The sequence below is a fragment of the Nocardia barduliensis genome (genome assembly GCF_013315795.1).
Lineage (GTDB): Bacteria > Actinomycetota > Actinomycetes > Mycobacteriales > Mycobacteriaceae > Nocardia > Nocardia barduliensis.
On sequence record NZ_JABLTE010000070.1, the window covers coordinates 16,114 to 41,649 of the forward strand.

At 71.3% G+C, this 25,536-nt stretch carries 5 protein-coding genes; 4 read left to right on the forward strand and 1 reads right to left on the reverse strand.

The annotated features are described in order from the left end of the window. Nucleotides 1–212: 212 nt before the first annotated feature. Nucleotides 213–1,736, reverse strand: a complete 1,524-nt coding sequence (locus HOV91_RS26020) for a hypothetical protein (RefSeq protein WP_246350843.1) — start codon at nucleotides 1,734–1,736, stop codon at nucleotides 213–215. Nucleotides 1,737–1,902: 166 nt separating this feature from the next. On the opposite strand from HOV91_RS26020, the gene dtd reads away from it, so the two are divergent. From dtd to HOV91_RS26040, 4 genes are all read left to right on the forward strand, one after another. Further along, a complete protein-coding gene (gene dtd / locus HOV91_RS26025; RefSeq protein ID WP_174188026.1) occupies nucleotides 1,903–2,346 on the forward strand; it encodes a D-aminoacyl-tRNA deacylase in 444 nt (147 codons plus the stop codon). A 183-nt stretch (nucleotides 2,347–2,529) separates the two neighbouring features. Further along, complete coding sequence (locus HOV91_RS26030; RefSeq protein WP_174188027.1) at nucleotides 2,530–2,853, forward strand: hypothetical protein; 324 nt, start codon at nucleotides 2,530–2,532, stop codon at nucleotides 2,851–2,853. Nucleotides 2,854–2,870: 17 nt separating this feature from the next. Continuing rightward, nucleotides 2,871–3,371 carry a YbaB/EbfC family nucleoid-associated protein gene (locus tag HOV91_RS26035; protein WP_174188028.1) on the forward strand — a complete coding sequence of 167 codons (501 nt, stop codon included), beginning with the start codon at nucleotides 2,871–2,873 and terminating at the stop codon, nucleotides 3,369–3,371. A gap of 37 nt (nucleotides 3,372–3,408) precedes the next feature. Next, the coding region (locus HOV91_RS26040) for a WXG100-like domain-containing protein (RefSeq protein ID WP_174188029.1) at nucleotides 3,409–25,536 on the forward strand (22,128 nt) is incomplete at its 3' end.

The window sequence follows — 25,536 nt, forward strand, 5'->3', positions numbered from 1 at the left end:
GAAATTCGTTTGCCTGCTGGTTACCGGTGGGTGCGGTAACCAGCGCGGGTCGGCGGACCGCTCCGCGTTCACTTCGGCAGACGTATTTCCTGGTCAAATGACCTATGGGAATGCGGAGGCGGGAGCAGGGTGCATTTTGTTCACCGTCGCTGCTGCGATGTGTGCTACCTCGCCGCAAATCGCCGCTGCGGCAGGGACGTCCCGGCCGGGCCTCAGGGCGTCGTACGGAAGAACAGGACGCGGTCGCCGTGCTCGGACAACGGCGTGTCGACACTGATCTGGCGCAGGCCGCAGTCCGGCAGATAGGTCAGGTTGGCGAACACCTTCGTGTTGCCGAAGGCCGCGCGCAGTTTGGTCTCGGTCGCCCGGTCGGGGTTGTACAGCGCCAGGGTCTCGAAATCCAGTGGCGCCAGGGGCTTGTCCAGCGGAGCCTGCCCGGCCGGACGGCCGAGCGCGGCGTACTGGGTGGCCGCGCCGTGCTCGTACCAGCACAGCTCGTAGGCCACGTTCTCGGTCACCGTGATGGCCGCGACCGGCCAGTCCTGGGACAGGCGCAGCGCCAGCGGGTTTTTCGCCACCGGCGTGAGTTCCCAGTTCAGGCTCATGACCGTCACCCAGCCGCCGTAGGGCTGATCGATCAGCACGATGTCGTCGCCGAGGGTGCTGGAGGTGTTCAGTTCGGGCTCGCGGATCTTCCACTTCGACTCGTTGGTGCCGAGGTAGCTCTCGCGGTCGAGGGGGTAGGCGTCGTCGACGGCATAGGCCGCGATGATCGCGGCGCGCACCTGGGCGATGGCGTCCCGCGCGGGCAAGTACACGCTCAGCGCCCCGAAAGTGGAGCCGATCTGCACGGGCGTCGCGGGCTGGTCCTGCTCGGCGCCCGGCGCGAGCGGTCGCAGGCCGACGAGGGCCAGCTTCCAGTTGATCTCCTCGACGGTCGACAGGTCGCCGGAGGATTTGAACATCACCTGCTGCTGGGTGAGCCGTCCCGCCTGTTCCAGCGTGCGACAGCCCAGTTCGACCAACGCCCGGTGCGACTTCGGGGTGAGGTCGAGGTCCTGGATGCCGCACGCGCGCAGGCGGATCGACATGCTGGTCGAGGTGAACGCGGCGTACCGCTCCCGGTACATGGCGATGGCCTGCTTGCGCGAACGGCCGACCATGAGTGTCCGCAGCAGCGTGCTCAGGCTGGCCAAGTATTTTCCGGACAGTTCCGGATTGGCCGCCGCCAGTCCCGCGCGGATGCGGGCGGCCGACTCGGTCGCTGCGACTGCGGCGTCCTGATCCAGCCTGCCCAGCCATACGCCGCACTTGGACAGACCGTCGGCGCACGGCCCCGCTACCTCGGGATGGTCCCGCGCGACCTGACGGTAGACGTCGCAGGCGCGGCGGATCGTGGTGGTGGCCAGTTCCCGGCGGCCGCTGTGCCGCGCGGCCTGCTCGAACGAGCGCAGCGCGTCGTTCAACTCGCCCGCCAAGCGGGCGGTCAGCACCTGGCCCCTGGACAGCAAGCGCAAGCGGATCGCCACCGCCTCCTCGGCGGGCGCCAGTGCCTCCCTGGTGCGGTCGCGCGTCGCGCTGTTGGTCTTGGTGGCGATCAGCCCCTTGGCGAGTTCACCGAGCGAGGTGGCCAAGCGCAGTTCGGATTCGACCGTACGGTCGAGCGCCGCATACCGATCCGCCGCGATCTGACGCTCCATCGCGTCCAGATCCATCGCGCTCCTCGTTTCCAGCATGATCCTCCGCCACCGCGCGGCAACCGCGCAACACAACCTTCTGCGCACCGAGTTTGTCATGGTTGCCGTCCGCGCGCACCTGTATCCGGCCAGGCTGACCGGGCTGTGCGGCGGGTGGCCACCCGACCGGCCGCCCGTGCTCGACCGGAAGGCATGATCAGGGGTTGTGCGAGCCCTCTTGCAACGCGTGAGTTCGGCGCAGGTCACCGTCGAAGGCCAGGTCGTCGGCCGGATCGATCCGGCGGCCCGCGGGGTCCCGCACGGCCTGCTCGCGCTGGTCGGCGTGACCCACTCCGACACCGAGGCGATCGCGAAGGCGCTGGCCGACAAGGTATGGCGGCTACGCATATTGGACGGCGAGCGCTCGGCAGCGGATTTGGGCGCCCCGATCCTGGTGATCAGTCAGTTCACCCTCTACGCCGACACCCGGAAGGGCAGGCGCCCGTCCTGGTCCGCGGCCGCGCCCGGCGCGATAGCCGAACCCCTTGTCGAGGTCTTCGCGGAGGCATTGCGCGAACTCGGCGCAACCGTCGCCACCGGCCGGTTCGGCGCGCACATGCGAATCGACTCGGTGAACGACGGCCCGGTCACCCTCATGCTGGAATTGTGAACCGCTGTCTTGCCCCGAAAACTCGGGGCATCGGCGCGATCCGGTGATTGCGACCCGGCCCCACCTGGGGTGGCGTCTGCCCGCAAGCGCCGAGGAAGTTCCCGTTCACGTTGGTGTCACTGGTGATTAGTCATCCGGTGTTACCGTGGCTGGGAAGGACTCGAGGGTGGAGGAGCGGACGCGATGGCGGACAATGTCGAATTCGATGAGCATCTGTTCCGCAAGGCGGCCCGGAAGACGGGGCATGTCCAGGACCGGGTCAACGGCATCATCGACAGATTGAGCACGTCGATCGCCGCGCGCGGAAACTGCTGGGGCGACGACACCATCGGTCGCAATTTCGCCAACGGCCCCGACGGGCAGGGCGGTTACACCACCACGCGGGACAACCTGATCCAGGGCGGGCGCAACGTCGCGGGCACCTTCGGGAACTTCAGCGAAGGACAGACCGAGACCGCCGACCTGCTGCACGACATGGAGCACGGCAACCGCGACGGCATCCGCTGAGGCCGGGGTCACCGACCATGACGAACGAGCAAGCCAAGGCGGACTTGGCCGACATCCTCGACGGCGTCCAGGAACAGATGCGGATCATCGCCCGGTTGCAGCAGGAGCGCGCCGAGCTCACCGGCCGCGCGACGGTGCGCGGTAAGCGGGTCACAGTGGTCGTGAACGCCGACAACACGGTCATCGATACCCAGTTCGGGGCGAACATCGAGGACCTGAGCTATGCCGAGATCGCCAAGGCCATCACCGAGGCCGCGCAGCAGGCCAGCGCGGATGTGGCGCGTAAGACACGGGATCTGATGGCGCCGTTGGATACTCATCGGGCGCGGATGCCGAAGCTGTCGGACCTGGTCGAGGGTATGCCCGACCTGCGTGCACCGGAACCGGTGCCCGCCCCCACCGCGCCGCCGAACGCGCGGGAGCGCAGGGAGTTCTCCGACGGCAGCGGCATGCGCTTCACCGATACCGAGACCGTAGAACGCGATCGTGGTGGATCGGTCACCGACTCCAGCTGGTGAACTCGGTAGCCGGACCGGGCGATCGGGGTAGCTGCCCATGGCCATCGAGCTGCCCGCCGCACTGAAGTACCTCGAGCCGATCGTCGGCATGGAGTGGCCCGAGGGCAACGAGGACCAGATGTGGGGTCTGGGCGGGGACTGGCGCACCGCCGCTGCCGAGTTGCGTTCGGTCATCCCCGATATCGAGGCGGCCAAGAGCGCGTCGATGACCGCCTATCCCTCGGGCGACGGCTACGAGGAGATGGTCAAGGCCTTCGACAGCTTCCTGTCCTTCAGCGGCGGCAACCCGCAAGAGGACCAGACGCTGGCGAAGCTGGCCGACTATTTCAAAGAGGTCGGCGACGGCGCCTACGACGTCGGCACCGAGATCGAGTACGGCAAGCTGATGTACTGGTCTTCGCTGGCGTTGCTGGCGGCCGAGCTGGCGGCGTCGTTCTTCTCCGGTCCGTTCAAGCCCGCGGTGGACGCGGCGGCGATCGCGCTCACCCGGATCGCGGTCCGCCTCATCGGTCAGCGGTTGGTGCAGGCGGTGATCCAGCGGGTCGGGCGGATCGTCGCGAACCGGTTCGTGAACTTCGTGCTCCGGCATATGGCGATCGACACGATCCTCGGCACCATGCAGGAACTGGGCGTGCAGGCCTACCAGGTGGATCAGGGGCACCGCCAGAACATCAACGTCGAACAGGTCATCGTGACCGCCGTCAGCTCCGCGGCGGGCGGCGCCGCGGCCGGGCCGCTCGGCGAGCGGGTCGGCGATGCGCTGACCCGGAGGTTCGGCCCTGATTTCAATCCGTTCCTGCGCGGCGCGATCACCGGCACGACAGCGGGACTGGCCGGGGCGGGCGCGGGCTTCGTCGCCGCGACCGCGACGCAGTTCGGCTTCGACGTGGCAACCGACGGGTTGGACAAGGCGCTGCAGAACCTGGGGAACACGCCGGTCGACTGGCGGATGTTCACCGCAGGCGCCTCCAACGGCGCGATGACCAGCGTCGCCAAGGTCGGTTCCGCGCAAATGTGGAACAAGATCATGCCGACCACGATGAGCCGTCCCGATCTGGGCACTCGCCTGGATAGTCTCTTCGCCGACGTGGGCGGGCCGCGAGTGGGTTTCCGGCCCGACGGGGCGGGCACGCCCGGTGTGGGTGACGGCAGCGGGCTGGCTCCCGGTGCCGGGGCGCAGAACACGGGGACGTCGAACGGTTCCGGGGCATCGAACGGTGCGGGCGCTCCCCGTGCCGGAATGCCCGCCTCGGCCGGGAACGGCACGAATACGTCGACCAGTGCGGCGAGTTCGGACACGTCGCGTTCCGGCGTTGCTGATGAGACCACTTCCGTTGATGGAAACCAGGTTTCGAATGACGGGGCGCGGTCGGACGGGAATCAGGCCGCGCAGAACGGCGAGTCCGATTCGGCGCAAGCGTCCGGTGAGCGTGCGTCGTCGGGTGAGCAGTCTGCGTCGGGGGAACGTTCCACGTCGGGTGAGCAGTCGTCGGCGGAGCGCGCGTCGTCCGGGGAGCAGCCCTCCTCCGGTGAGCGCTCCGCGTCCGACACCGGCGCTGGACTCGCCGACGAAGGTAGGAACGACCAGCAGACCCGCGCCGAGGAACCGAATATCGCCGCGGGACAGCAGGACAGCGCTGTGGCGGGTGATCCGGCAGGCACGCAGCGCGGCACCGTCGACGGCGTGCAGAACCCGGAGACCCGGTCGGTGTCGGACGCGCCGCCGTCAGGAGCGACGCCGGTGGCGGGCGCCCCGCTGACCGGCTCGGCGGCGACACCACCTGCCGGGCCGACCACCACGAGTGCGCCGGCGTCCACCGGTGTGACGCCGGGTGCGACATCCACGTCGGCCGCGACGCCCGCATCGAGCGATGCGCGGCCCGCGTCGTCCGCGGATGCGCGCCCCCAAACTGCCACGCCGGACGGTGATGCGGCTCGCAAGACGCCCGTCGACAGGGCGCGGGCCGGGGTCGCGGATCGCGCCGCCGCAACCGGCGACAAGCCCGCGGTGCAGGCGGGCAAGGCCGACTCCGAAGCACCGCGTGCCCAGTCCAGGCGCGAAACCGGTGAGATTCGGCAGGTTGATAGTCGGCCGGCGGGTGAGACGCGGCCGACGGGTGAGACGCGGCCGACGGGTGAGACGCGGCCGACGGGTGAGACGCGGCCGACGGGTGAGACGCGGCCGACGGGTGAGACCCGGCCGACGGGTGAGACCCGGCCGACGGGCGAGACGCGGCCGACCGGTGAGACGCGGCCGACCGGTGAGACGCGGCCGACGGGCGAGACCCGGCCGACGGGCGAGACGCGGCCGACCGGTGAGACCCGCCCGACGGGCGAGACCCGCCCGACCGGTGAGACCCGCCCGACGGGCGAGACCCGGCCGACCGGTGAGACCCGGCCGACGGGCGAGACGCGGCAGGTTGGCGATAGCCGGCTGACGGGTGACGCCCCGCCAACTGGTGAGGCACGCCCGGCTGGTGCGGATCGTTCCGAGGGTGAGACATCGCGCTCGCGCGACACGCCGGAATCCGACGACGGCCGACGCGACACATCGGAACCGGTTCTGTTGCCGCTCGCCGGGGACTCCGGCGAGCCGAGGACAGCGCGCCGACCAGGTCCCGACTCCGCTGCCCAGAATCGCAGGGATACCGACGAGACCTCCCGCAACGACGCGGAACCTGATGAACCACAACAGGATCCGGTAAACCGCGGGGAATGCGCCCGGCTCTCGCTCGAGGAGATTCGGCAGGCCACCGGGAGCGACACCATCCGGCCGCCGGACGAACCGGTCGGCGCGCGCGGCATGTCGCTGCGTGACATCCAGCAGGCCGCGGGTGGCCGCCTGTGGGACTACCCGGACGGTGGACCGGACGCGTCCCGTCATCAGGGCGTCGCCGACGAATTGCTGCGGATGGCGGCGGGGATGGATCCGCGCGATGTCGCCGAAGGCCGTGGACCGCGCGCTCTCGTGGTGGACGAGTACGCGGCCCCGGTGGACGAGCACGGCGTCGGCGCCCACGCCTACACGCTGACTGTGCGGATGAACCCGGACACCGGCGAATTCCGGATCGAGGTGTCCGATCCGGGTGCGGAGATCCGCAGAGGATTCCCGCCGGACGTGCCCGCGGACCTGCGTGCGGTGTCGGCGATGCTGTTCGACGGTCAGGGCAAGGTGGTGCCGCCCAGCGGATCCGACCCGCGCGTGCGACCGACCGACGACCGCCCGATCTACACCCGTGACGGCGAGATCGCCGGTCGGCGCGGTGACGAGACACCGAAGCAGTTCCGGGCGCGGATGCGGGCCGAGATGGCCGACCTGCACTCCCGGAGGGAAGCCGAGCAGGCGCGTCGCCTGCGCGACCTGGCGGACCGCATCGATGACGCGGACCTGCCGGAAGGAGTGACCAAACGGTCGCTGCGGCTGCGGGCGTCGCAGGCGGAATGGCATGCCCGCGAGCACCGCAAGAATGCCGACACCTGGTGGCGGGTCGCGGGTGGGCGGCCCGCGGACGATGCTCCGATACCGCCGCGTTCGCCGTCCGACCCGGCGCCGGATCCGGCGCGGACGCGCGACGGCTCCCACCCGCAGGACCCGGCGCGGATTCCGCCGGGCGACCCCGATCCGGGCGTTCAGGACGAGACGCGGCGGCCGTCCGATCCGGCGACCCGGCCGCGCGACGCCGACGACGTGCCGGACCCGGCGCGGAGTCTGCCCGGCGACCGCGACCCGGGCGTTCAGGACGAGACGCGGCGGCCGTCCGATCCGGCGACCCGGCCGCGCGACGCCGACGACGTGCCGGACCTGGGCGATCGGAGGGTGGCGCCGCTGGACCGCGACGGTCGGGAGGGCCTGGACACGGGGCAGACCAGGCGTGACCGGACTCTCGACGAGACACCGGACTTCCTCGGTGAATCCGACGAGGTCGAGGACCGGTTGGAGGGCGGAGCAGGGGACGACGTTCCGGCCGGCATGTACCGCGATCCCGACGGCGTGCTGCACCGGCTGGGTGATCGCCCTGACTCCTACCGTGATCCGGACGGCACGTGGCATCACCGGGACGACGACCCGGGCACCTACCGAGACGACACCTTCCGGTTGCGCGACGAGCTGAACAACGAATTCCTCCAGGATCATCTGACGAAGCGGCCCTACCGATTCTTGGCCGATCCCGGACCGGAGCAGCCGTACACGGTGGTCGATCGAGTGATCGCCGACCGGATCACCAAGACGGTCGCCGAGCGAGCGACGTTGCAGGCCCAGCGCGACAAGGCCAATGCCGCCGTCAAACGGCATATGGCGGAATTCGGGATCGACAAGATCAGCGATCTGGCCGAGGAGAAGCTCAAGCCGCGGGTGCAGAAGCTGGAGACCGCGATCCTGGAGTCGTCGCTGAGCGATGCGGAGAAGTTGGCCAAACTGGAACGACTCGCCGAGATGCGCAACAACGCGAAGGAGTTCAACCGGCTGGGTCCGTTGCTGGTGAACGCCTCCAAGACGCTCGGCGAACTCGGCGGAAGGGCGTTCGGGCTCGACGCCGACCAGCGGCCGGGCGCGGTGCTGCTGGCGCCGTTCGAGGGCGCGATCGACGGCGCCGACACCGTCGACATCGCGGTGCTCGTCCCCGGTGCGGACGGTGGGCCGCCGAAGCTGGTGGTGATCGAGGCCAAGGGTGTCGGTTCGCAGCTCGGTGGCTCCAAAGTAGCCGAGGCACAGCAGGGTTCGCCGGAGTATCTACGCCGCACGGCCGCGATCGATAAGAATCTGCGGCGGATTCTGACCGAGACGCCGGAGCAGATGGCAACGCGCGGCGTCGACCCGGACAGCGCCGCGGGACGGGCGCTACAGCGGGCGCGTGAACAACTGCTCGCGGCGCATCGGGACGGCACGCTGGAGGTCGAATACCACCTGGTGCACGTATCCAAGGACGGGGATGTCACCGCGAGCGAGTTCAACCTCGAACGCGATGGTGTGCTCGTGCGAATCGATGTCATCGGCGGCATCGAATCGCCCGCGCTGGTGCGAACGCCGAATCAGGCGCCCCCCGCCGCTCCGGGTGGTGAGGTTGCACCGGGACGTGAGGCTGCTCCGGGTGATGAGGCTGCGCCGGGACGTGAGGCTGCGCCGGGACGGGAGGCCGACGCCCTTGGCGGCGAGGCTGCCGCTTCACCGCGCGACGCTGCCGCCCCGGCGCGCAACGCCGATGAATCGGCGCTCGACGCGGATCGATTGACACTCGACGTCCCCGAATCGGTGCTCGACGCTGACGAATCGGCACGCGAGGCAAACGAATCGGCCCTCCCTCCGCAGGACGGCGACAGCGACGCGGCGGCGGCTCGCGACGCCGAGCTGCTCGGCGTGCCGGGACAGGACGAGTGGTCGCGTTTGAGCCCGGAAGAGGTCGGCGCGCGGCTGCAAGAGCACCTGCGCGCGGAGCTGCGCGCTCCCGACTTCGAGGTCTTCGGTTTCGACCTGCCCGGCCTCAACCCCGAGGTGGTGCGGGAATACGCCAGGGCGATGGTCGATCTGGTCGACCAGTTTCCCACCGTCGACCTGCGCAGCGTCGGGATAGGCGGATTGCCGCCCAAGGTGATCGGCATGGCTCAGCCGCGGCTGGACGCGTCCGGCCGCATGTTCACCGAATCGATCGTCCTCAGCTACGACCATGCGACCGGCGCGCAGACCTTCCGCGACCGGATGCGGCTCGGTGTCGACAACGGTCGCTTCTCCGAGGAGGTGCTGCGCCGTCCGGTGCGGGCCGTCATCGCGCACGAGTACGGGCACGCGCTCGACTACGCGAGTCAGCAGAGCGCGCGCCATCAGGCCGAGGAACACCTGTACGAGCGCTACCGGAACGACGAAACCCGCCCGCCCGAACTTGGATTCGAGGATTGGCTGCACCAGCTCAGCGGCCACAGCTTCGACCGGGATGGCGACCTGCGGCCGGAGGAGGCGCTTCCCGAGGCGTTCGCCGAGCACGTGCTCCGTGGCGACGACGACGCCCCCGCGAGCGCTCCCGCCCGTGCGCTGCACGATCTGCTGACCCAGCTGGCCGCCGAACCGCCGGACCGCGGTGACGCGCCGCTGTCGCTCGAGCCCGACCACGTCGACCTGCCGGGTGAGGGTCCGCCGCGGGCCACTCCCGAGCCGGACGGTGGTCCGGAACCGGGCGACCGGGAAGTCGCGCCATTGGGTCGTGACGAAGCGGCCGATCCTACGCCGGAGTCACCGGATGAGTCCGGCACGCAGCGGGATTCGGATGCGGAGCCGGTAGCGCGCGATACGCGGTCGGAGGCGGTGCCCGGAAATCGCGAGGCGACCGTGGAGCGGATGCGCCGGACAGACGCGGAACTGGAGGCCACCGAGGCGCAGGCGATGCGGGACGAGCCCGGGAAGGACGGCCCCGAAGCCGAAGGGGTGCGGCCGAGCGGGCCGGTCGCGGATCGGCCCGGCTTCCTCGGCGACCCCGACGACTCGCTGGGGCGCCACGGCGATGTCCTGTTCGAGGGCAATCTGCCGGAGGGCGGGACACCGCTGTATCGCGGCATTCCCCGCCTGCTGTCCGACGGATCGGTCAATCCGGCCTACACCGAGGCGGTCTCGGGTCGAGCGGTGCCGCGGGGAACGACGGACCTGTCCGCCGAGGAGCACATCGGTCAGCGTCGCGCCGCCGAGAGCGACACCACGTCGTGGTCGCGCACCCGCGCCGCGGCGGAGGCTTTCGCCAATGGCGACGGCGTGATTCTGGAATGGCGCACAGGGCTGCCGCCGGAGGGCGCGTCGTGGAAGTTCAAGCCTATTCTCGACCTGCCGGATCAGTTTGCCCAAGTGCTCATCCAGGGGACACTGCCCGACGCGCGGGCGACCCGGTTCCTCGCCGAGGACGCGATACCCGAGCCCGAGCAGCCGCAGAGTGCGGACGAACCGCAACGCGATACAGGTCTCGAGCCCGCGGCCCCCGAGCCCGGCCCGCATGATCTCGTTCGCCCCGACGAGGGCCAACCGGCCGGTTGGCAGCATCGGCCGATCGACGTCGCTGCGGCGGAAGTGCGAGAAGTGCTGGCGCGCAGCGAGATCGGCAGGCAGGCGCTCACCCTGCTGCGCGATCTGGGCGCCGCGATCCGCTTCGAGGAACCGGGCGACGGCCCGGGGCAGCCGGACGGGTTCGACGGGCGGACGATGGAAGTGTTCATCGGCACCCGTGGGCGCGACCAGCTGGCGCAGGCGGCGGCGGTCGTCCGGGCCGCGGAGCTGGCCCGCGCGGTCGTCGAAGGCAGGCTGGAGGTGACCCCGGCCCGCATCCGCGCGCTGGACCGGGCCGATCACATCGCCGCGCGCGTGCGGGTGGAGGCCGAGGCGCTCGGCCGCCAAGCCGAATTCCACCGCGAGATGCGCGAAGCCGGTTACGACCCGCACGGCGGACCGGTGCGCGATCTGGTCGATGCCGCGCAGCGCAGCGCGCTGGAATCGGCCTACCTGAATGCTTTCGACGCGGGCGGGGGCGTCGACCGGCCGGATGGCCCGCCGGCGGACGAGCTGTCGCGCCAGGCGATCCGGGACGCGGAGGCGGCCCGGTTGACCGCTCGGCGAGACACGGTGGCCGCGGAGGTCGATGCGGCGCGTGCCCTACGCGCGGAGGCAGCGCGCGGCCTGGCCGCCGAAGCGGAAGTGCGCGACCGTGCCGCGCTGGCCGACACGCTGGAGCGCCTGCACGGCCGGACCACGCGGGTCGACCAGTTGGGCGCGTGGCAAACCCGGCTCTCGGAGCTGGAGCGCGCGGCGCTGCGGGTCATCGACCTCGAGGAGGTGCTGGCCGGGGCGGACGCGCAACTGCGTCACGTGCTCGACGCGGGGTCGGTGGCACGTCGACCGGATGTGGCCCAACGGCGCGCGGCGGGCGTGGACGAGCTGCTGGCCGATCCGCGGTTCGATGCGCGGGAGGACCCACGCGACGGGTTGAGCGGTCGGCGCGAAGCGGGCGAGGAGTGGGACGCGGCGCAGCGCGCGCGCACACCCGAGGGCACGCTGGAATACATTCCGTCCGATCTGGCCACGGCCCGCGAAGTGGCCCGACTACAGCGGGCGGTGTCGGCCGCCAGCCGCGAGGTGACGCGCGTCGAGGCGGACTGGGATCGCGCGTTCCGGCGGCTGAAGAACGCCTACAACCTGCCCGACGACGAGATCCCGTCCACCCGGCAGGAAATTCTCGACCTGTTCCGGGAACGGTCCGAGCGCATCGACATCTGGAACGGCACCAGCTACGTGCTGCTGCTCGCGGAGCTGACCGCGCAGCACGCGCGGGCTACCGCGGACCGGACGCGGCTGCTCGGCGAGATCACGGACGTCGTCGTTCGGGACCTGTCGGATCGTGCCGCCCGCGCCGGTGACCGGCCGCCCACCGGAATCCGGGTACAGCTCGACGCCTCCGGCGTCGTACTGCGGGATTCCGCCGAAGCGCCCGCGCCGGACGCGCCGGCCGATCCGCCTCGACGCCGCACCGAGCAGACACACCCGCCGACCATCACCGAGCACGCGGGCACGCTGCTGGACCGGGCATTGCGCGCACTGCACGGCAGCGATCAGGGCAAATGGGCGGCGGACACGCTCGGGCGGCTCGGCGTGGACATCCGGTTCACCACCGAGCCCGACGCGAGCATCGTGCGGCTGGACAGCGGTCGATACGGCCTGCGCCCAGCCGCGGGCTACGACCCGGTCACCAACACCGTCGTGCTGGAATCCGACGGCGGAGCCGACCGGCACGCCGCGGAACTGATCCGCGCGGCGCGACTGGCCGAGCAGGTGAGCGCGGCCGAGGGCGAACCGCTCGCCCGGCTGACCATGTCCCGCGACGAGTACGTCGATCTGATGCTGGATCGGATGGCCGAGGCGTACGCCCTGATGTACGCGGGCAACGCGGACTTCACCGGCAAGATCGATCTGAACCGGATCGGCGTAGACGACCTGGAACGCGCCTACGCCAAGGCATACGACGACGCGCTGAAGTACGCGGAGAAGACGTACTGGAAGTCCGGCGTCGTCCGGTCCTACCCGCTCTACCACCGGGCCGCTTTCCGCGCCGGTGTGCGCGCCGTGCGCGAGCAGCTGAACAACCTCGGCCCGATGGTCGACTGGCGCAGCTACGGCGACCACTTCGGCGCAGCGTGGGACCGCGCGCGTGGCATCGTGCCGACCGATCGTGCCGCCGATACCGGCACCCCGGCGCAACGCCAGGACACCCGCGCCCGCGCCGAGGACATCGCGCTGGAGCTCGAAGTGCTCCGTGAGCTGCGGGATCTGGGCGAGTACGTGCCGGTGAGCCCGGCCGAACGCGCGTACACCGAGGCGTACGACAAGGCCTACCCCAAGGCCGACAAGGCGCACCGGCGCAATCCGGCGACGCCGCCGCCGGAGGAGGTCGCCTACCGGGCGGGCCGCGAGGCGATACGCCGCTATCTCGACCGGGTCGGACTCGACAAGGCCGAGATAGCGCTCGACGTCGTCCGTGCCGCGGGCAACCACGGGGAGTCCCGATGGGGCCATCCCAAGGTGCCCGAGGACGGGATCGCGCGCGACGCCGACGATTTCGGCACGCCGGACCGCGAGATCGGCCGCCCCGAGGACGCCGATCTCGCGCGCCGCGTCCTCGACCGGGAATTCGACAGCGAGCCGCGGCCGGAACGGCTCACCGACCGCGTCGCGCGGTATCCGGCCGACTCGGAGCCAGGGCGGCGACCGCGCCTGGTGGTGGTCGCCGAGCCCGGTCGACATCTGGACGCCCTGCGCGAATTGGCGGCGAGTCATCCGGAACTCGCCGACGTGCTGTGGGACCGGTCGCACTACCTTGACTACCGGAACGCCGTGCGCGGGGCCGGTGGCATGCCGACCATGCACCACATCACCGTTACGGCGGCGGAGGGGCAGTATCGCCACCCGAGCACCGACGAGGCGCGCACGCAGATGCTGGCGCACTATCTGCGCTACCGGGCGGAGGGCCGGACCCGCCTCGGCTTCGACGAGTGGCTGAAACAACTCGGCCCGGAGGCGTTCTACACCTCCGATGACGCCGCGAAGGCCCGCGGCACCCGTCGCCAGGGGTGGCATGTGCCGGGCAGGCTGATCGAGGGCTTCCACGAGGCGGGCTTCCGCACGGCGGCCGCCGCCGACCCGCCGCCGGCGCCACCGCATCCGGCCGAGGTCGCCCACCGGCTGTACACCCGCCGGATCCCGCTGCCCAGCGACCCGGGCATCCGGCGCCCGGCGCACCATCAGCTGGAGATCCTCCAGGTCGGGTCGACGCATCTGAGCATCCACCTGGAACCCGACGGCAACGGCGGCTGGCGGGTGCCCGCACCGGTGTCGACCGGATCGAACTCCGACGTCCTGGCCACGCATTTGCAGGGGTTGGCGGCGCCGGATCGGAAGAAGCTGGTTGCCAGGATCGTCGAGCTGCTCAACGACGGCTCGGCGGACCTGTCGGATCGGGGTCGACCGCGCAGCAGGTTCGGCCGGTTCATCGATCGGCTCACACCGGGCAGACCGGGGCCTGCGGCAGGCGATCGGCTCCCCGGCGACGACCGGTCGGCCGACGGCGACCACCCGAGGGTCGACCGGGACCGGATGGCCGACGAGTCCTCGCGCGCTGCTCATCCGCCCGAGGACATCGCCGCGGACCTCACCGACGCCGAGGTGCTCGGCGCTCCGGCCGCGGACGAGTGGTCGCGGCTGAATCCGGGGGAGGTCGGCGAGCGCCTGCAAGACCTGCTGCGCGAAGCCATGAACCGGCCCGAATTCGAGGTGTTCGGCTTCGACCTGCCCGGTCTCGACCCCGAGGTGGTGCGGGAATACGCCAGGGCCGTGGTCGACATGTACCAGCGGTTCCCGCACGTCGACCTGCGCGGTGTCGGCATCGGCCCGCTGAAGAAGGGCGAACTCGGCTGGGCCGACGGGCAGATCGATGACGTCACGAAGGCGGTGTACACCAGAGCGATCGTCTTCAGCTACGAGCATGCGACGAGCGCGCGGAGCTTCCGCGCCGCGGTGCACAACGCCGTGCGCAACGACCAGATCAAGCCGATGATGCTGCGGCGGCCGGCCTATGCGGTGGCGGTACACGAATACGGTCACGCGCTCGATCACGCGGGCGGTCTGGCCGCCCGGATGCGGGCGGAGGGTCTGCTGCTCGAGCGGGCAGCCGAGGACCCCGACGCCGATTTCGGCCGATGGCTGCGGGAGCTCAGCGGATACAGTCTGGACGACGAGGGCCTGCTCAACGATCACGAGGCAGTGGCCGAAGCGTTCGCCGAGGTCGTGATGCGCGATCAGCTGGGCGAGGGTCCGGCAGGCAAACCGGTGCGCGTGCTGCACGACCTGCTGCTGCACCACGCGCGGAATCCGGCGGAGGCGAGCGGAGACGCCGACGCGCCTGTCAACGACCGGCTGGTGCTGGACACCCCCGAGGATCAGGTCCGTGACCTGCTGCGGCAGACGGACTTCGGCGCACAGATCTTGGCGAGCCTGGACAACGGCCCGATCCGCACCCGCTTCGAGGACACCGCGCTGGACGGCCGGACCGGCGAGTTCCGCCGTCGCGAGCTGGCGGCGCTGGCCTTCACCTCGGGCAACTCCCACCTGCGGCAGGCGCTGACCCTGGCGCACGAATCGCTGCACGCGCAACGTCATCTGCAGCGCACGACGGCGAATACGCCCGAGCGCATCCGCGCGATGACGCGCGCGGAGTTCATCGACGCGATGGTGGACGAGGAAGCCGCCGCCAGCGGACGGCATTTCCGGCTCGCGGCCGAACTGCGGGCGCTCGGCTACGAGATCGCGCAGCATCCGCTCGAGCAGCACTACCGGGAGGCGTTCGACCGGGAGATGAGCGACCGGCGCTGGGACAATGCGGGGACCCGCGCCGAGGCCCATGACCTCGGCGTCGCGGCGCTGCGCGAGCCGCTCGGCCGTACCGAATGGAACAACGGGCAGACCTACGCCGACTACTACGGAACCATCTGGGACGAGGCGAATATCGGCCGCGACGGTGCGGCGAACGCGGGTAGGCACCATTCGTTCTCACCGGTCACCGCGGACGAACTGTGGCAGGGCGCGCTGCACCGGCAGGACGCCCGGCTGCGGGCGGGGGAGGCTGCCGCGGAGTTCGCCCGCCAGGTCGAGGCGGTCTTCGGCGACGGCGACGTCTCCCGCTCGGAGATCGAGCGGGCACTACGGGAAGCCGAGGGCGCGCTCGACCAGGCCCGGGCCGACCACAGCGCGGACCTGCGGCGCAGGCAACACGACCTGCGCGTCCTCGCCGACCTGGCGGATCTGCGGGATCAGACCCGGACCCGGCTCGAAGCGCAGCAGCACAGTCTGGCCGCGCTGGCCGCGCGTGGCGTGCTCGGTGCTGCGGTCCGCGGCGAGCCGGGCGCTCGGGTGCTCACCGACCATGTCGCCTACGTGCCGGGCGAACCGGACCGGCTGGTCATCGCGGCGGAAGCCGGTGACCATCAGCGCGTCGTCCGGGAGGCCGGACGCGACCCGTTCGCCGCCGCGCTGCTCGGCCGCGACGGCGTCGACCGCCGGTTCCTCGCGGTGGAGATCGACGACTACGGCCGCGTGCTGGTCCGATCGGCCGAAGATCCAGGGCGGATCGCGCCGAACGATCCGAACGGCGAGGTCGCGCCGCGCGACCTGGTCGGCGACGTCACGCCACGCGACCTGGCCGGGACCGCGGCCGCCGAGCGGACCGCACGACTGCGCGCCGAGTTGGCCAGGACCGAGATCGGCAGACAGATCGATCAGGCGCTGACCGAGTACAAGGTGCGCATCGAATACCGGTCCGGAGCCCCGGATCGCTACTATCCGGCGCAACGGCGACTGGTCCTCGATCCCGGACTGACCGACGCCGAGCAGCTGCTCGCGCTGGTGCGCGGTGGCACACTGGCCGACCTGGCCCACGCGCCGGACATGCCCGACGCCGCCCGAGTTCGGACGCAGGCTTCGCGCCGCGAGTACATCGGCGCGATGCTCGACCTGGAGACCGTGGCGCGTCTCATGGAATTCGCCGTGATCGGGGAATTGCGGGCGCGGCACGACATTCCGGAAACCGAGCTCGAGCGGGTGTACACCGAGGCGTACGACGCCGCGCACGCGGCCGCCGAAGCCGCCGCGCCGAACGCCTGGCCGGAGGATCTCCAGGATCGCGCGCGCGAGGCCGCGTTCGAGGCGCTGCGCCCGCTGATGGACGCCCAGCTCGTCGGCCCGGAGCAGACCTACGCCGATTTCTACGGCGACGCCTGGGATGCCGCGCACGGTGCGCGCTCGCTCGACCAAGTCGTCGCGGAGGCGCTGGCCTCCGGCGAGGTCGCAGTGACCGTGCTGCGCGAGGGCGATTCGGCGCACAGCGCCCGGCGCGTCGAGCTGGTCCGGTTCGGCAACGGCACCGAACTGATCCGCAAGATCGTGGTCAATCCACGGCACGCCGTGGCCGAGGTGCTGACCGGCGTACTCGGCCGCGCCGTCGACGCTCCGGTGCCCGAGTCCGTGCTGCACGAGCCGACCGTCGTCTACCAGCAGGTGATGGCGGGCGAACCGGCCGGAGACCGGCATCGCGACTTCGCCGACCCGCACGAACTCGGTTACGCCGATTCGCTTCCCGGCCGCGCTCTCGGGCTGCTGGACACGCTCGTGCGCCTCCCGGATCGGGATCGTCTCGGCTGGCTCGCCGGGCCGGACCGTCAGCTCGCCGGTATCGACCACAGCCGTTCCTTCGAGAACAGCGCCGAGGCGCGCGATGCAGTGAGCCCGTTCGCCGAGGGATTCCTCGGCCGCGACGACCACGGAAACGTCCGTTACCGAGACCACGCGCTGACCCGCGAGGCTGTCGACGTCCTCGTCGAACGGGTCGCCGCGCTGCGGCCGGAGTTCGAGCGCTACGGCCGCGCCGGATGGCACGACCTGGTCATGGAACGGCTGGCGCAGGTGCGCGAGCACGCGCGCGACCTCGCTCCCGTACCGCCGCCGTCCGAGCCGCCCGACTTCACCAGGCCCCCTGGCGGCGACGGCCACACGGTGGTCCGCGAGTTCACCAAGGTGTACTTCTGGCGCGGTTCCGACGAGTACGGCATCTACGCCACCGTCGACAGCGAGGGCGTGCTGCGCTTGCGCATGCACCCGAAGACCGAGCCGGCCGACCGCGCCACCATGTTCCGCGACGCGATGGACGAACTCGGGCACTTGGTGACCGAGATCCGGGGCGAGTGGCACCGCGACGGCGATGTCGCCGCCGAAGGATCGGACCTCTACCGCACCCCCGAGGAAGCGGTGCTCGATACCTTCCTCGGCGAGCTGGCCGCCGAGCACGGCTTCACCGAGGTCCGCGTGGAGGCGGGCGAACCCGGCGAGAACACCGCGCCCACAGTGCGTTTCACCGAGCCCGAGTTCTCCGGTGCGGACACTCGCTCGACGCCGGACGATCCGGAATCCCCACGCACCGACGAGCACGGGGCGGAACCGGCGGACGACGCGGCCGACCAGGACCGCGCGGCCGGTCGGCCGGAGCGCGCGGATACCGACGTCCGTACCGAAGACTTGTGGCAGCTGGCGCCGATCGACACCGCCGCGACGGAGGTGTGGCAGCTGCTCGAACACTCCGCCGTCGGCCGGGAGGCGGCCCAGGTGCTGCGCGAGCAGGGCGCTCGCGTGCGCTTCGCCGACCTCGGCGACGAGATCGGCGCGGCCGACTCCTTCGACCGCCGCACCATGGACATCCTGGTCGACACCCATGACCGCGGGCAGGTGGAGCTGGCGAGCGAACTCGTGCGCTTGGCCGCGCTGACCGAGGCGATCCGCGCCGGAGAGGTGGAGGTCACGCCCTCCCGCATCCGCGGAACAACCCGCGAGGACTACGTCGCGGCCCAGTTGCGGGCCGATGCCGTGGCGACCGGCAGGCAGGCGGAATTCCTCCGTCAGCTGGAGGACGCCGGGTACCCCGGACGGCCGACCGCGCTGGCACCGGTCGAAGTGAACTACCAGCGTGCGGTGCGCGAGCAGTACCTCGATGCCTACGACGCGGCGGTGGCCAGGGCGGTAGCTTCCGATCCGGCGCTGGACGCCGAGCGGTCGCGCGAGCTGGGCCGGGCGGCGGGTGTCGACGCGCTGCTCGACGGCGACCTGTTCGACGCGCCGTGGTCGGCCGAGGAGAGCACCAGCGCGCGCAGCAGGCACGGGCGCGACTGGGACGCCGCCCAGCAGCACGACCGCGCGGCCGAGAAGTACCGGCCCGCGACCGCGGAGGCCGCGCGGGACACGCAGGAACTCGTGCGCAGGCACGCGGCCCACACCAGGGAGATCGGCCGCATCGACGCGGCGTGGGACCGAATGATCCGCGGTCTCGACGGATTCGATCCCGAGCACAACGTCTTCGACCGCCGGGCGCTCGGGCGGGATCGTCCAGGAGTGCTCGCGCACCTGCGCGACCTCGCCCGCGTGCGTAGTGAGCTCGGCGAGCAGCGGCGGTCCTTGTTCGACACGCAGGTTCGGGTGCTGCGCGAACTCGCCGCGGATCGCGGTCGCGCGGTCGCGGCGCGCGACCGGGTCGCCCTCGAGCTGGCCGCGCGCGTCGGGCACGACCTGATGGACCGGCAGGTCCGCGAGGCCGGCGGCAGCTGGCTCACCGACCGGGTGGCGTGGCTGCCCGGATCGCCGCCGAAGGTGTTCGTCGCCGAGACCGGTGACCGGTTCACGCGGGTGACCGGCGACGAAGCGCCCGAAACCTCACTGCGGCACACCCTGGCGGTCGAGGACGTCGTCGCCGACCGGGTCTGGGTGGATGTCGAGGACTCCGGCGCGGTGCGGCTGCGGCACGAACAGACCGATCCGTCCGACGTCTGGTCCGAGGAAGACGGCGGCTGGATGCGCGAGCGGAGTCCGGGGCAGCTCGACGCCGAGCGTGCGCCGGACCGTTCCGTCGGCGACGAGCCGATACCGGCCGACCAGGCGGTCGACCGGTTGGACCGGGTCATGCGCGAGCTGGACGGCGACAACCTGCGCGTGTACATGAACATGCGCGGCGAGCGGGTGCGCGGCGACGGCAATCCCGTGGGCCGGTGGGCGATGAGCACGATCGACCGGCTCGGCGTCGCGGTCCGGTTCACGTTCGACGACCTGCCGTCCGCCCGCGACGGCAGGCAAATGCTGCGGTCGGACACCGGATACGTGCCCTCCGCCGACAGCATCGTGCTGCATCTCGACTCGTCGACGCTCGACTTCGCGGAAGCGATGGTCCACGCGGCGGCCATGGCCGAGTCGACGCGGGCGGGTGACGGCCCGCTGGAACGGCTCACGCTCTCGCGTGACGAGTACGTCAGCGCGATGCTCGATCGCCAGGCCGAGGCGCACGCCAGGGCGTTCGAGTTCACCCGTCTGCGCGAGGAGCGCGCGAAATATCAGAGCGAGCAGGAACGCACCGCCGACGAGCCGCGCGGCGTCGAGCACGACGATCGGCTGCGTCAGGTCTTCCACGAGGCGCGCGAGCAGGCGCGCAAGATCGCCGCGCGCGCGTATCGCGGCAATTCCTCGATCCGGCGGTCGATGTTCGACGCCGCGGCGTTCCGGGCCGCGGTGCGTGCGGTGCGCGCCGCGCTGGTCGAGCAGGGGCCGCTGATCGACGGCGTCGATTACGCCACCCACTACGCCGCGGTATGGGACCGAGCCAACGGATTCACCGCCGCGGAGTTGGACCACGCCCCCAACCCGCACAAGGCGGACTCGCCCGAACTGCGGCGGATGCGCACCAGCGACTTCGCGGTCGAGATCGAAACCCTCCGCGTGCTGCGGGAATCGGGGCGTTTCGTCCCCGTTGGCCCTGCCGAGGCCGCCTACACCCAGGCATACGACCGGGCATACCGTAAGGCGTCGCGGGCCGGCGACGGTGTGCCGCCCGAGCGTCGCGCGATGGACGCCGGGCTGGCGGCGCTGCGCAAATACGTGGACAAGGTGGGCCTGCCCGAGGCCGAGATCGCGATGGAAGTCGCTCGCTCCGGCGCGGACAACCTCGGCCGGTACCAACCGTGGCCGATGGCCGACGATCCGGTGGCGTCCACCCGCACCGAGCCCGCCGAGTTCGACGACCTGGCGGCCGCGCGGCGGGCGGTCAACGCCCTGCTCGACCGGGATCCCGCGGGTGTCCGCCTGACCGAACGCATCGCGCTGTTCCCCGGCGAGCGGGGTGGACATCGGCTCGTCATCGTGGCGCAGCGTGGCGGGCACGTCGACGCGCTGCGCGAACTGGCCGTCCGGGATTCGGCATACGCCGACGTGCTGTGGAGCGGAACGCACGAACTCGAGTACCTGGCCATCGAGCCGGGCAACACAGACGGCAGCACGCGCTGGATGCATCGCGAGGTAGCGGAGGGGCCGTATCGCGCGCCGGACCGCTACGAAACGATGAAACAGTTCCTGGCGCACTATCTGCGCTATCGGCTGGCCGGCTCGACCCAGCTCGGCTTCGAGGCGTGGCTGCGCCAGCTCGGTCCCGAGATGTTCCACACCAAGAAGGACCAGCGCGAAGCGGACGCGCACGAGGCATACGAGGGCCGCCGGAACAAGGGCACGCTCCGGTACGACGCGCTGTCGCATTTCCGCACGGAGCCGGAGGTCGGTGAACCCCATCCGGCGGTGGTCGCCCACCGGCTGGCCACCCGGCAGGTGCCCCTGCCCGATCCGCGCGGCGGACGGGGCGTGTCCTGGCCGCAGACCACGCTGGGCAGGATCGAGATCGCCGATTACTCGTTCGGCATCGTGCTGGAGGCCGATGGCAACGGCGGGTGGCGCGTGCCCGCTCCGACCGGCGACGGCGGCCTCGATGACGCTTTGGCCAGGCTGTTCCAAGGCATGTCCGACGCGAGCGAGAAGAAGCTGATGAAGCGGATCGCCCAGCTGCTCGATGACGGCGGGGCCGATCTGATCCGGCGCGAACCACGGGGACGGCTGCGGCGGATGGCCGACCGGCTGTCCTTCGGGTCGCGCGATGGCCAGGACGCCGCGCGCGCGATCGATGCGGGCGAGACAGAGCACAACGCACCGCAATTCGGTCCGCCGCGTCCCCCCGACCCCGACGAAGACCGCCGCGCCGAGGCCGTCCGGCGCCGAGCGGTGCTGGACCGGCTGGCCGCGGAGAACCGGGACGCCGTGCGCGAACGCGACGCCGCCCGGATGGCGGGCGATCCGGAGCGGCTCGCGAGCGCCGAGGAGCGAGTCGAGCGCTTGGACCGTGCGATGGCGACTGCCCTCGAACGCGACGCGTTGTTGCGCGCTGATGCCCGGCCGATCACCGATCGTGTCGGCATACTCGCGGGCGAGCCCCCGATGGTGCTGGTGGTGAATCTCGGCGGCACGGATTCCGCTCGCGCGCTGGCCGATGTCGCCGCGCGATATCCGGAGGTGGCGCAGGCGCTGGCCCGAGGGGCGCGACCGCGCGAGTTGCGCGTCGACGAGGACGGCACCATCAGGGTCGTGCCGATCGCCCCGCGCGCCTCCACCGACTCCGGGAGCGCGGCGGACCCCACCGCGCGCGGTCCGCGCGGGACCGAGCACGCGGCCGACACCGCGCAGCCGGCCTCCGGCGACGGTGGCGCCGAACAGCCGCCCACCACACCACCTTCGGCGGACGAACCCGGCGACGAGCCCGGCACGCCATCGGACTGGTACTTCCGGATGCGGATCGAACAGGCCGACTGGGAAGCGGACATGGCCGCCGACCACGCCGCCTGGTTGCGCGAGCTGGCCGACGCGCGCCCGGACGACCGGTGGGCACGGCTGCGCGCCGAACAGGCGGAATGGAACGCCCGCATGGCCGCCGACCGCGCGGCATGGCTGCGCCTGGAGCAGGCGGAGAACGAGGCGTGGTCGGCGGCCATGGAGGCGGATCGTTCGCGGCTCGCCGCCACCGCCGATCCGGACGATCCATGGGCCGAACTGCGTGCGCAACAGGCGGAATGGAACGCCAGGATGGCGCAGGACCGCGCGCAGTGGTTGCGCAGGCTGTACTCGCCGATCGGAACTGCGCCCCGCGCGGATTCGGGCCAGGGCACATCGGACTCGGCGTCCCCGGCGCGGTCGCACCCCGCGACATCGGTCGATTCGCCCGCTGCCACCCCGGAGCCGGATACACCGTCGCGTGGCACGGACGAGTCGCGGGTCGGTGACGACAATGGCTCCGACCGCACGCCGTCGGTCGCTGCCACTTCGGAGCCCGGCAGACCGCCGCGCGGTGCGGACGAATCGCGGACCGGTGAGGCAGATGGGTCCGACTTCGCGTCGTCGGCCGCAACCTCGGAACCGGGCACGCCGCCGCGTGGTGCGGATGACTCGACAGACGACGGCGCTGCGTCCCAGGACCCGCGCGACCGGATGTCGCCCGAGACCCGTGCCGAATACGACCGGCTCGCCGACGAACTCGAGCAGGCGCGAGCCCGGCGGGACGAGCTGCGCCGGCAGCGCGACGACCTTGCGCGACGGCTCCCGATCGACGACGCCGAGGATTGGGCGGCCCTGCGCCCCGGCCCGGACGGCCTGGATCGCACGCTGGAAGACCTGCGCGGCCGGACCGTGCCGGTCACTGAGATGCCGCAACGGCTCGCCCGGATCGACGCGCTGGAACAGGCCGCGCGCGACTTCGCCGCCGCCGACGCCGAAGCCGCCCGGCTCGAGACGGAACTGACGAACCTGGAGTTGTCCACCACCCCGCTGGGCGAATACGACCGGCTCGTCCAGCAGCGTCAGAAGCTGACCCGCGAACGCGAGTTCTGGCGGGCCAAGCGCGACGACCGGATCGCGCGGTGCGACTTCTGGGGTGACAACGTCACTCTGGACGAGTCGGCGCTGCGCGGGGATCAGTTGGAGATCACCGTCCTGCGGCTGTACGAGGCCGCGAACGTCCGGACGATCGATGACATCGGCGGCCTCGACGACGCACCGCACACCGACCGGGTAGCCCCCGAGCCGCTGGAACTGGCGCATCGCAGGCGGGTGATCGAAAAGCTCGCGGCGGCCGCCGAGCAGGTCAACCGGCTCGACGAGCAGATCGAGCAGGTGGACCGGCGGATCGACGAGTTGCGCAGGGCGGGCGTCGGCGTGGAACGATCCCGGCCGCAGGACGTGATCGACGCGCTGGAAGAGCTGGCCCAGCAGCGAGCCGACGCGCTGCGCGAGGTCAAGCCCCTGCGGCACGAGCGCGACGACCTCGCCACCCGGCTGGGCCTGCTGGATCCGGCGGGACGGGTCGATCAGGCGGCCGGTGAGCCGGACCGGCTGGACCGGACCGTGGCCGAGTTGCGCGCGGCGGTTCGCGACGGGCTCGCCGACGGAACGCTCTCCGCCGAGCAGGCCGCCGCCCGGCGCGGCGACATCGACGCGTTCGACGCCGTCGCACGCCAGGTGAACGACGCGCACAACGTCATCGGCCGCATCCAGGACGACATGGCCAGGGTGGCGGGCGCGTACCGCGACCTCATCGAGCGCGACGGCGGCCGGATGGTGACCGACCGAGTCGGCATCGTCGACGGTGAGCGCCCGCGTGTCATCGTGTTCGGTCCCCGTCCCGACCCGGCCGCGCCGCGCGCCGATCACGACGCCGCACTGGCCGACGCCTTGCGTCGCAGTTCCGATGCGGCACAGGCGATCGTGCGGCCGGAAACCACCGTCGAATACCGGCGCGTGCTCGCCGACCGTGAGGACAACGTGCGGGTGGAGGATATCGACCCGCCCGAGATCGAACGGTTGAGCACCGGATGGATCGGCGGCCGCCGCCTGGACATGACTTCCTGGCGCGATGCCGAGGGCGTCTGGCACCACGTCGATCCGACCCGTCCGGACTGGGAGTTCGGGCGCGACCGCAGCGAGCTGCCCAAGAAGTTCACGCCGAAGGACCCGCCGGACGGCGTCAGCGGGTGGGCGATGGAAGACGTGGTCAACGACATCACGCTGCCGACCGACGACGTTCCGCCGGGGAAGATCCCGGAGAGCACGCTCCCGGTGCACATGCCGCAGGCGCCTTCGCAGTACGACACCTCGGGCGTCGACCCCAAAGATCTGTTCGGGCAGCACTGGGGCGCGGATTCGTACAACGTGGTGCGTCTGCTGTTGATGGCGGCGCTGGTGCCCAAGCACCCCGCGGTGCGGGCGTGGATCCAGCGTCATCCGGAGATCGGCGAGTGGGTGCTGGCGCGGCCGTGGTTGCAGCACCTGCCGCCGTTCGGCACGGTGTTCCGCAATTACGAATGGTTCGCCCCGCCGCAGCGCAACATCCAGCCGATGCACCGGCCGTGGAACGCGGCCGACCATGTGCCGCCGGGTGACCGGGTCGACATCCCGGAGGGCCTGCGAAGCGAATGGGACCGCGACATCGCGGCCTGGCAGCGGGTCCAGGACTGGGCGAACGCGGAATACGAGCGCTTCCTCGCCGACGACACCGACTTGGACACAATAGCCGAGGGCATCGACCGTCATCGGCGCGCCGAGCAGGCGACCCGTGCGCGCGCGGTGGTGGACATCGTCGCGCGGCAGCTGGTCCAGCGGCAGCCTGGCATCGACCCGCTCGGCGACGTCGACGCCCAGTTGCGGCGCATCCACGACGAAATCGACCGTGTCGCGGATGAACTCGCCGACCGCTTCGCTGCCGACGATCCCGCCGCGATCCGCGACACGGTCGAGGACGTTCGCGAACTGCTCGCGGGCGGAAGCGATCCCGAGCGGATCACGGCCGTGCTCGCCGAGCACATGCGCGTCGACGCGCCGACGTTCACGCGCGAGGAACTGGCGCAGATCAAGAACCACTTGATGGTCGATGCGCATCGGGTGCGCGACCACGCCGACCCGCACGGCCGGTACGTGCACACACGAATGGATCGCCTCGCCGACGTCGCCGAGGCGTGGAACCGCCTGATCGACGGTGCTCCACTGCCGCAGGACTTCGTACTGCTCGCCGACATGCTCGCCGAGGCACGTTTCCTGGCCGACAACCCCGGCGCGAGCTGGCAACAGGCCAATGCCCACGCGATCGCTCTCGGCTTCCACTGGGACGCCGACCGCCCGCCGCTGACCGGATGGCGGGCGGGCATCCCCTACGCTCCGGCTCCCCTCCCGCCGAACCCAGTGGAAGCCGAGAGCGAT

Excerpts from the sequence above, each read along its gene's own strand:
- HOV91_RS26035 (WP_174188028.1), top strand. The coding sequence starts at position 2,871 with ATGACGAACGAGCAAGCCAAGGCGGACTTGGCCGACATCCTCGACGGC.
- HOV91_RS26020 (WP_246350843.1), bottom strand. The coding sequence starts at position 1,736 with ATGCTGGAAACGAGGAGCGCGATGGATCTGGACGCGATGGAGCGTCAG.
- HOV91_RS26030 (WP_174188027.1), top strand. The coding sequence starts at position 2,530 with ATGGCGGACAATGTCGAATTCGATGAGCATCTGTTCCGCAAGGCGGCC.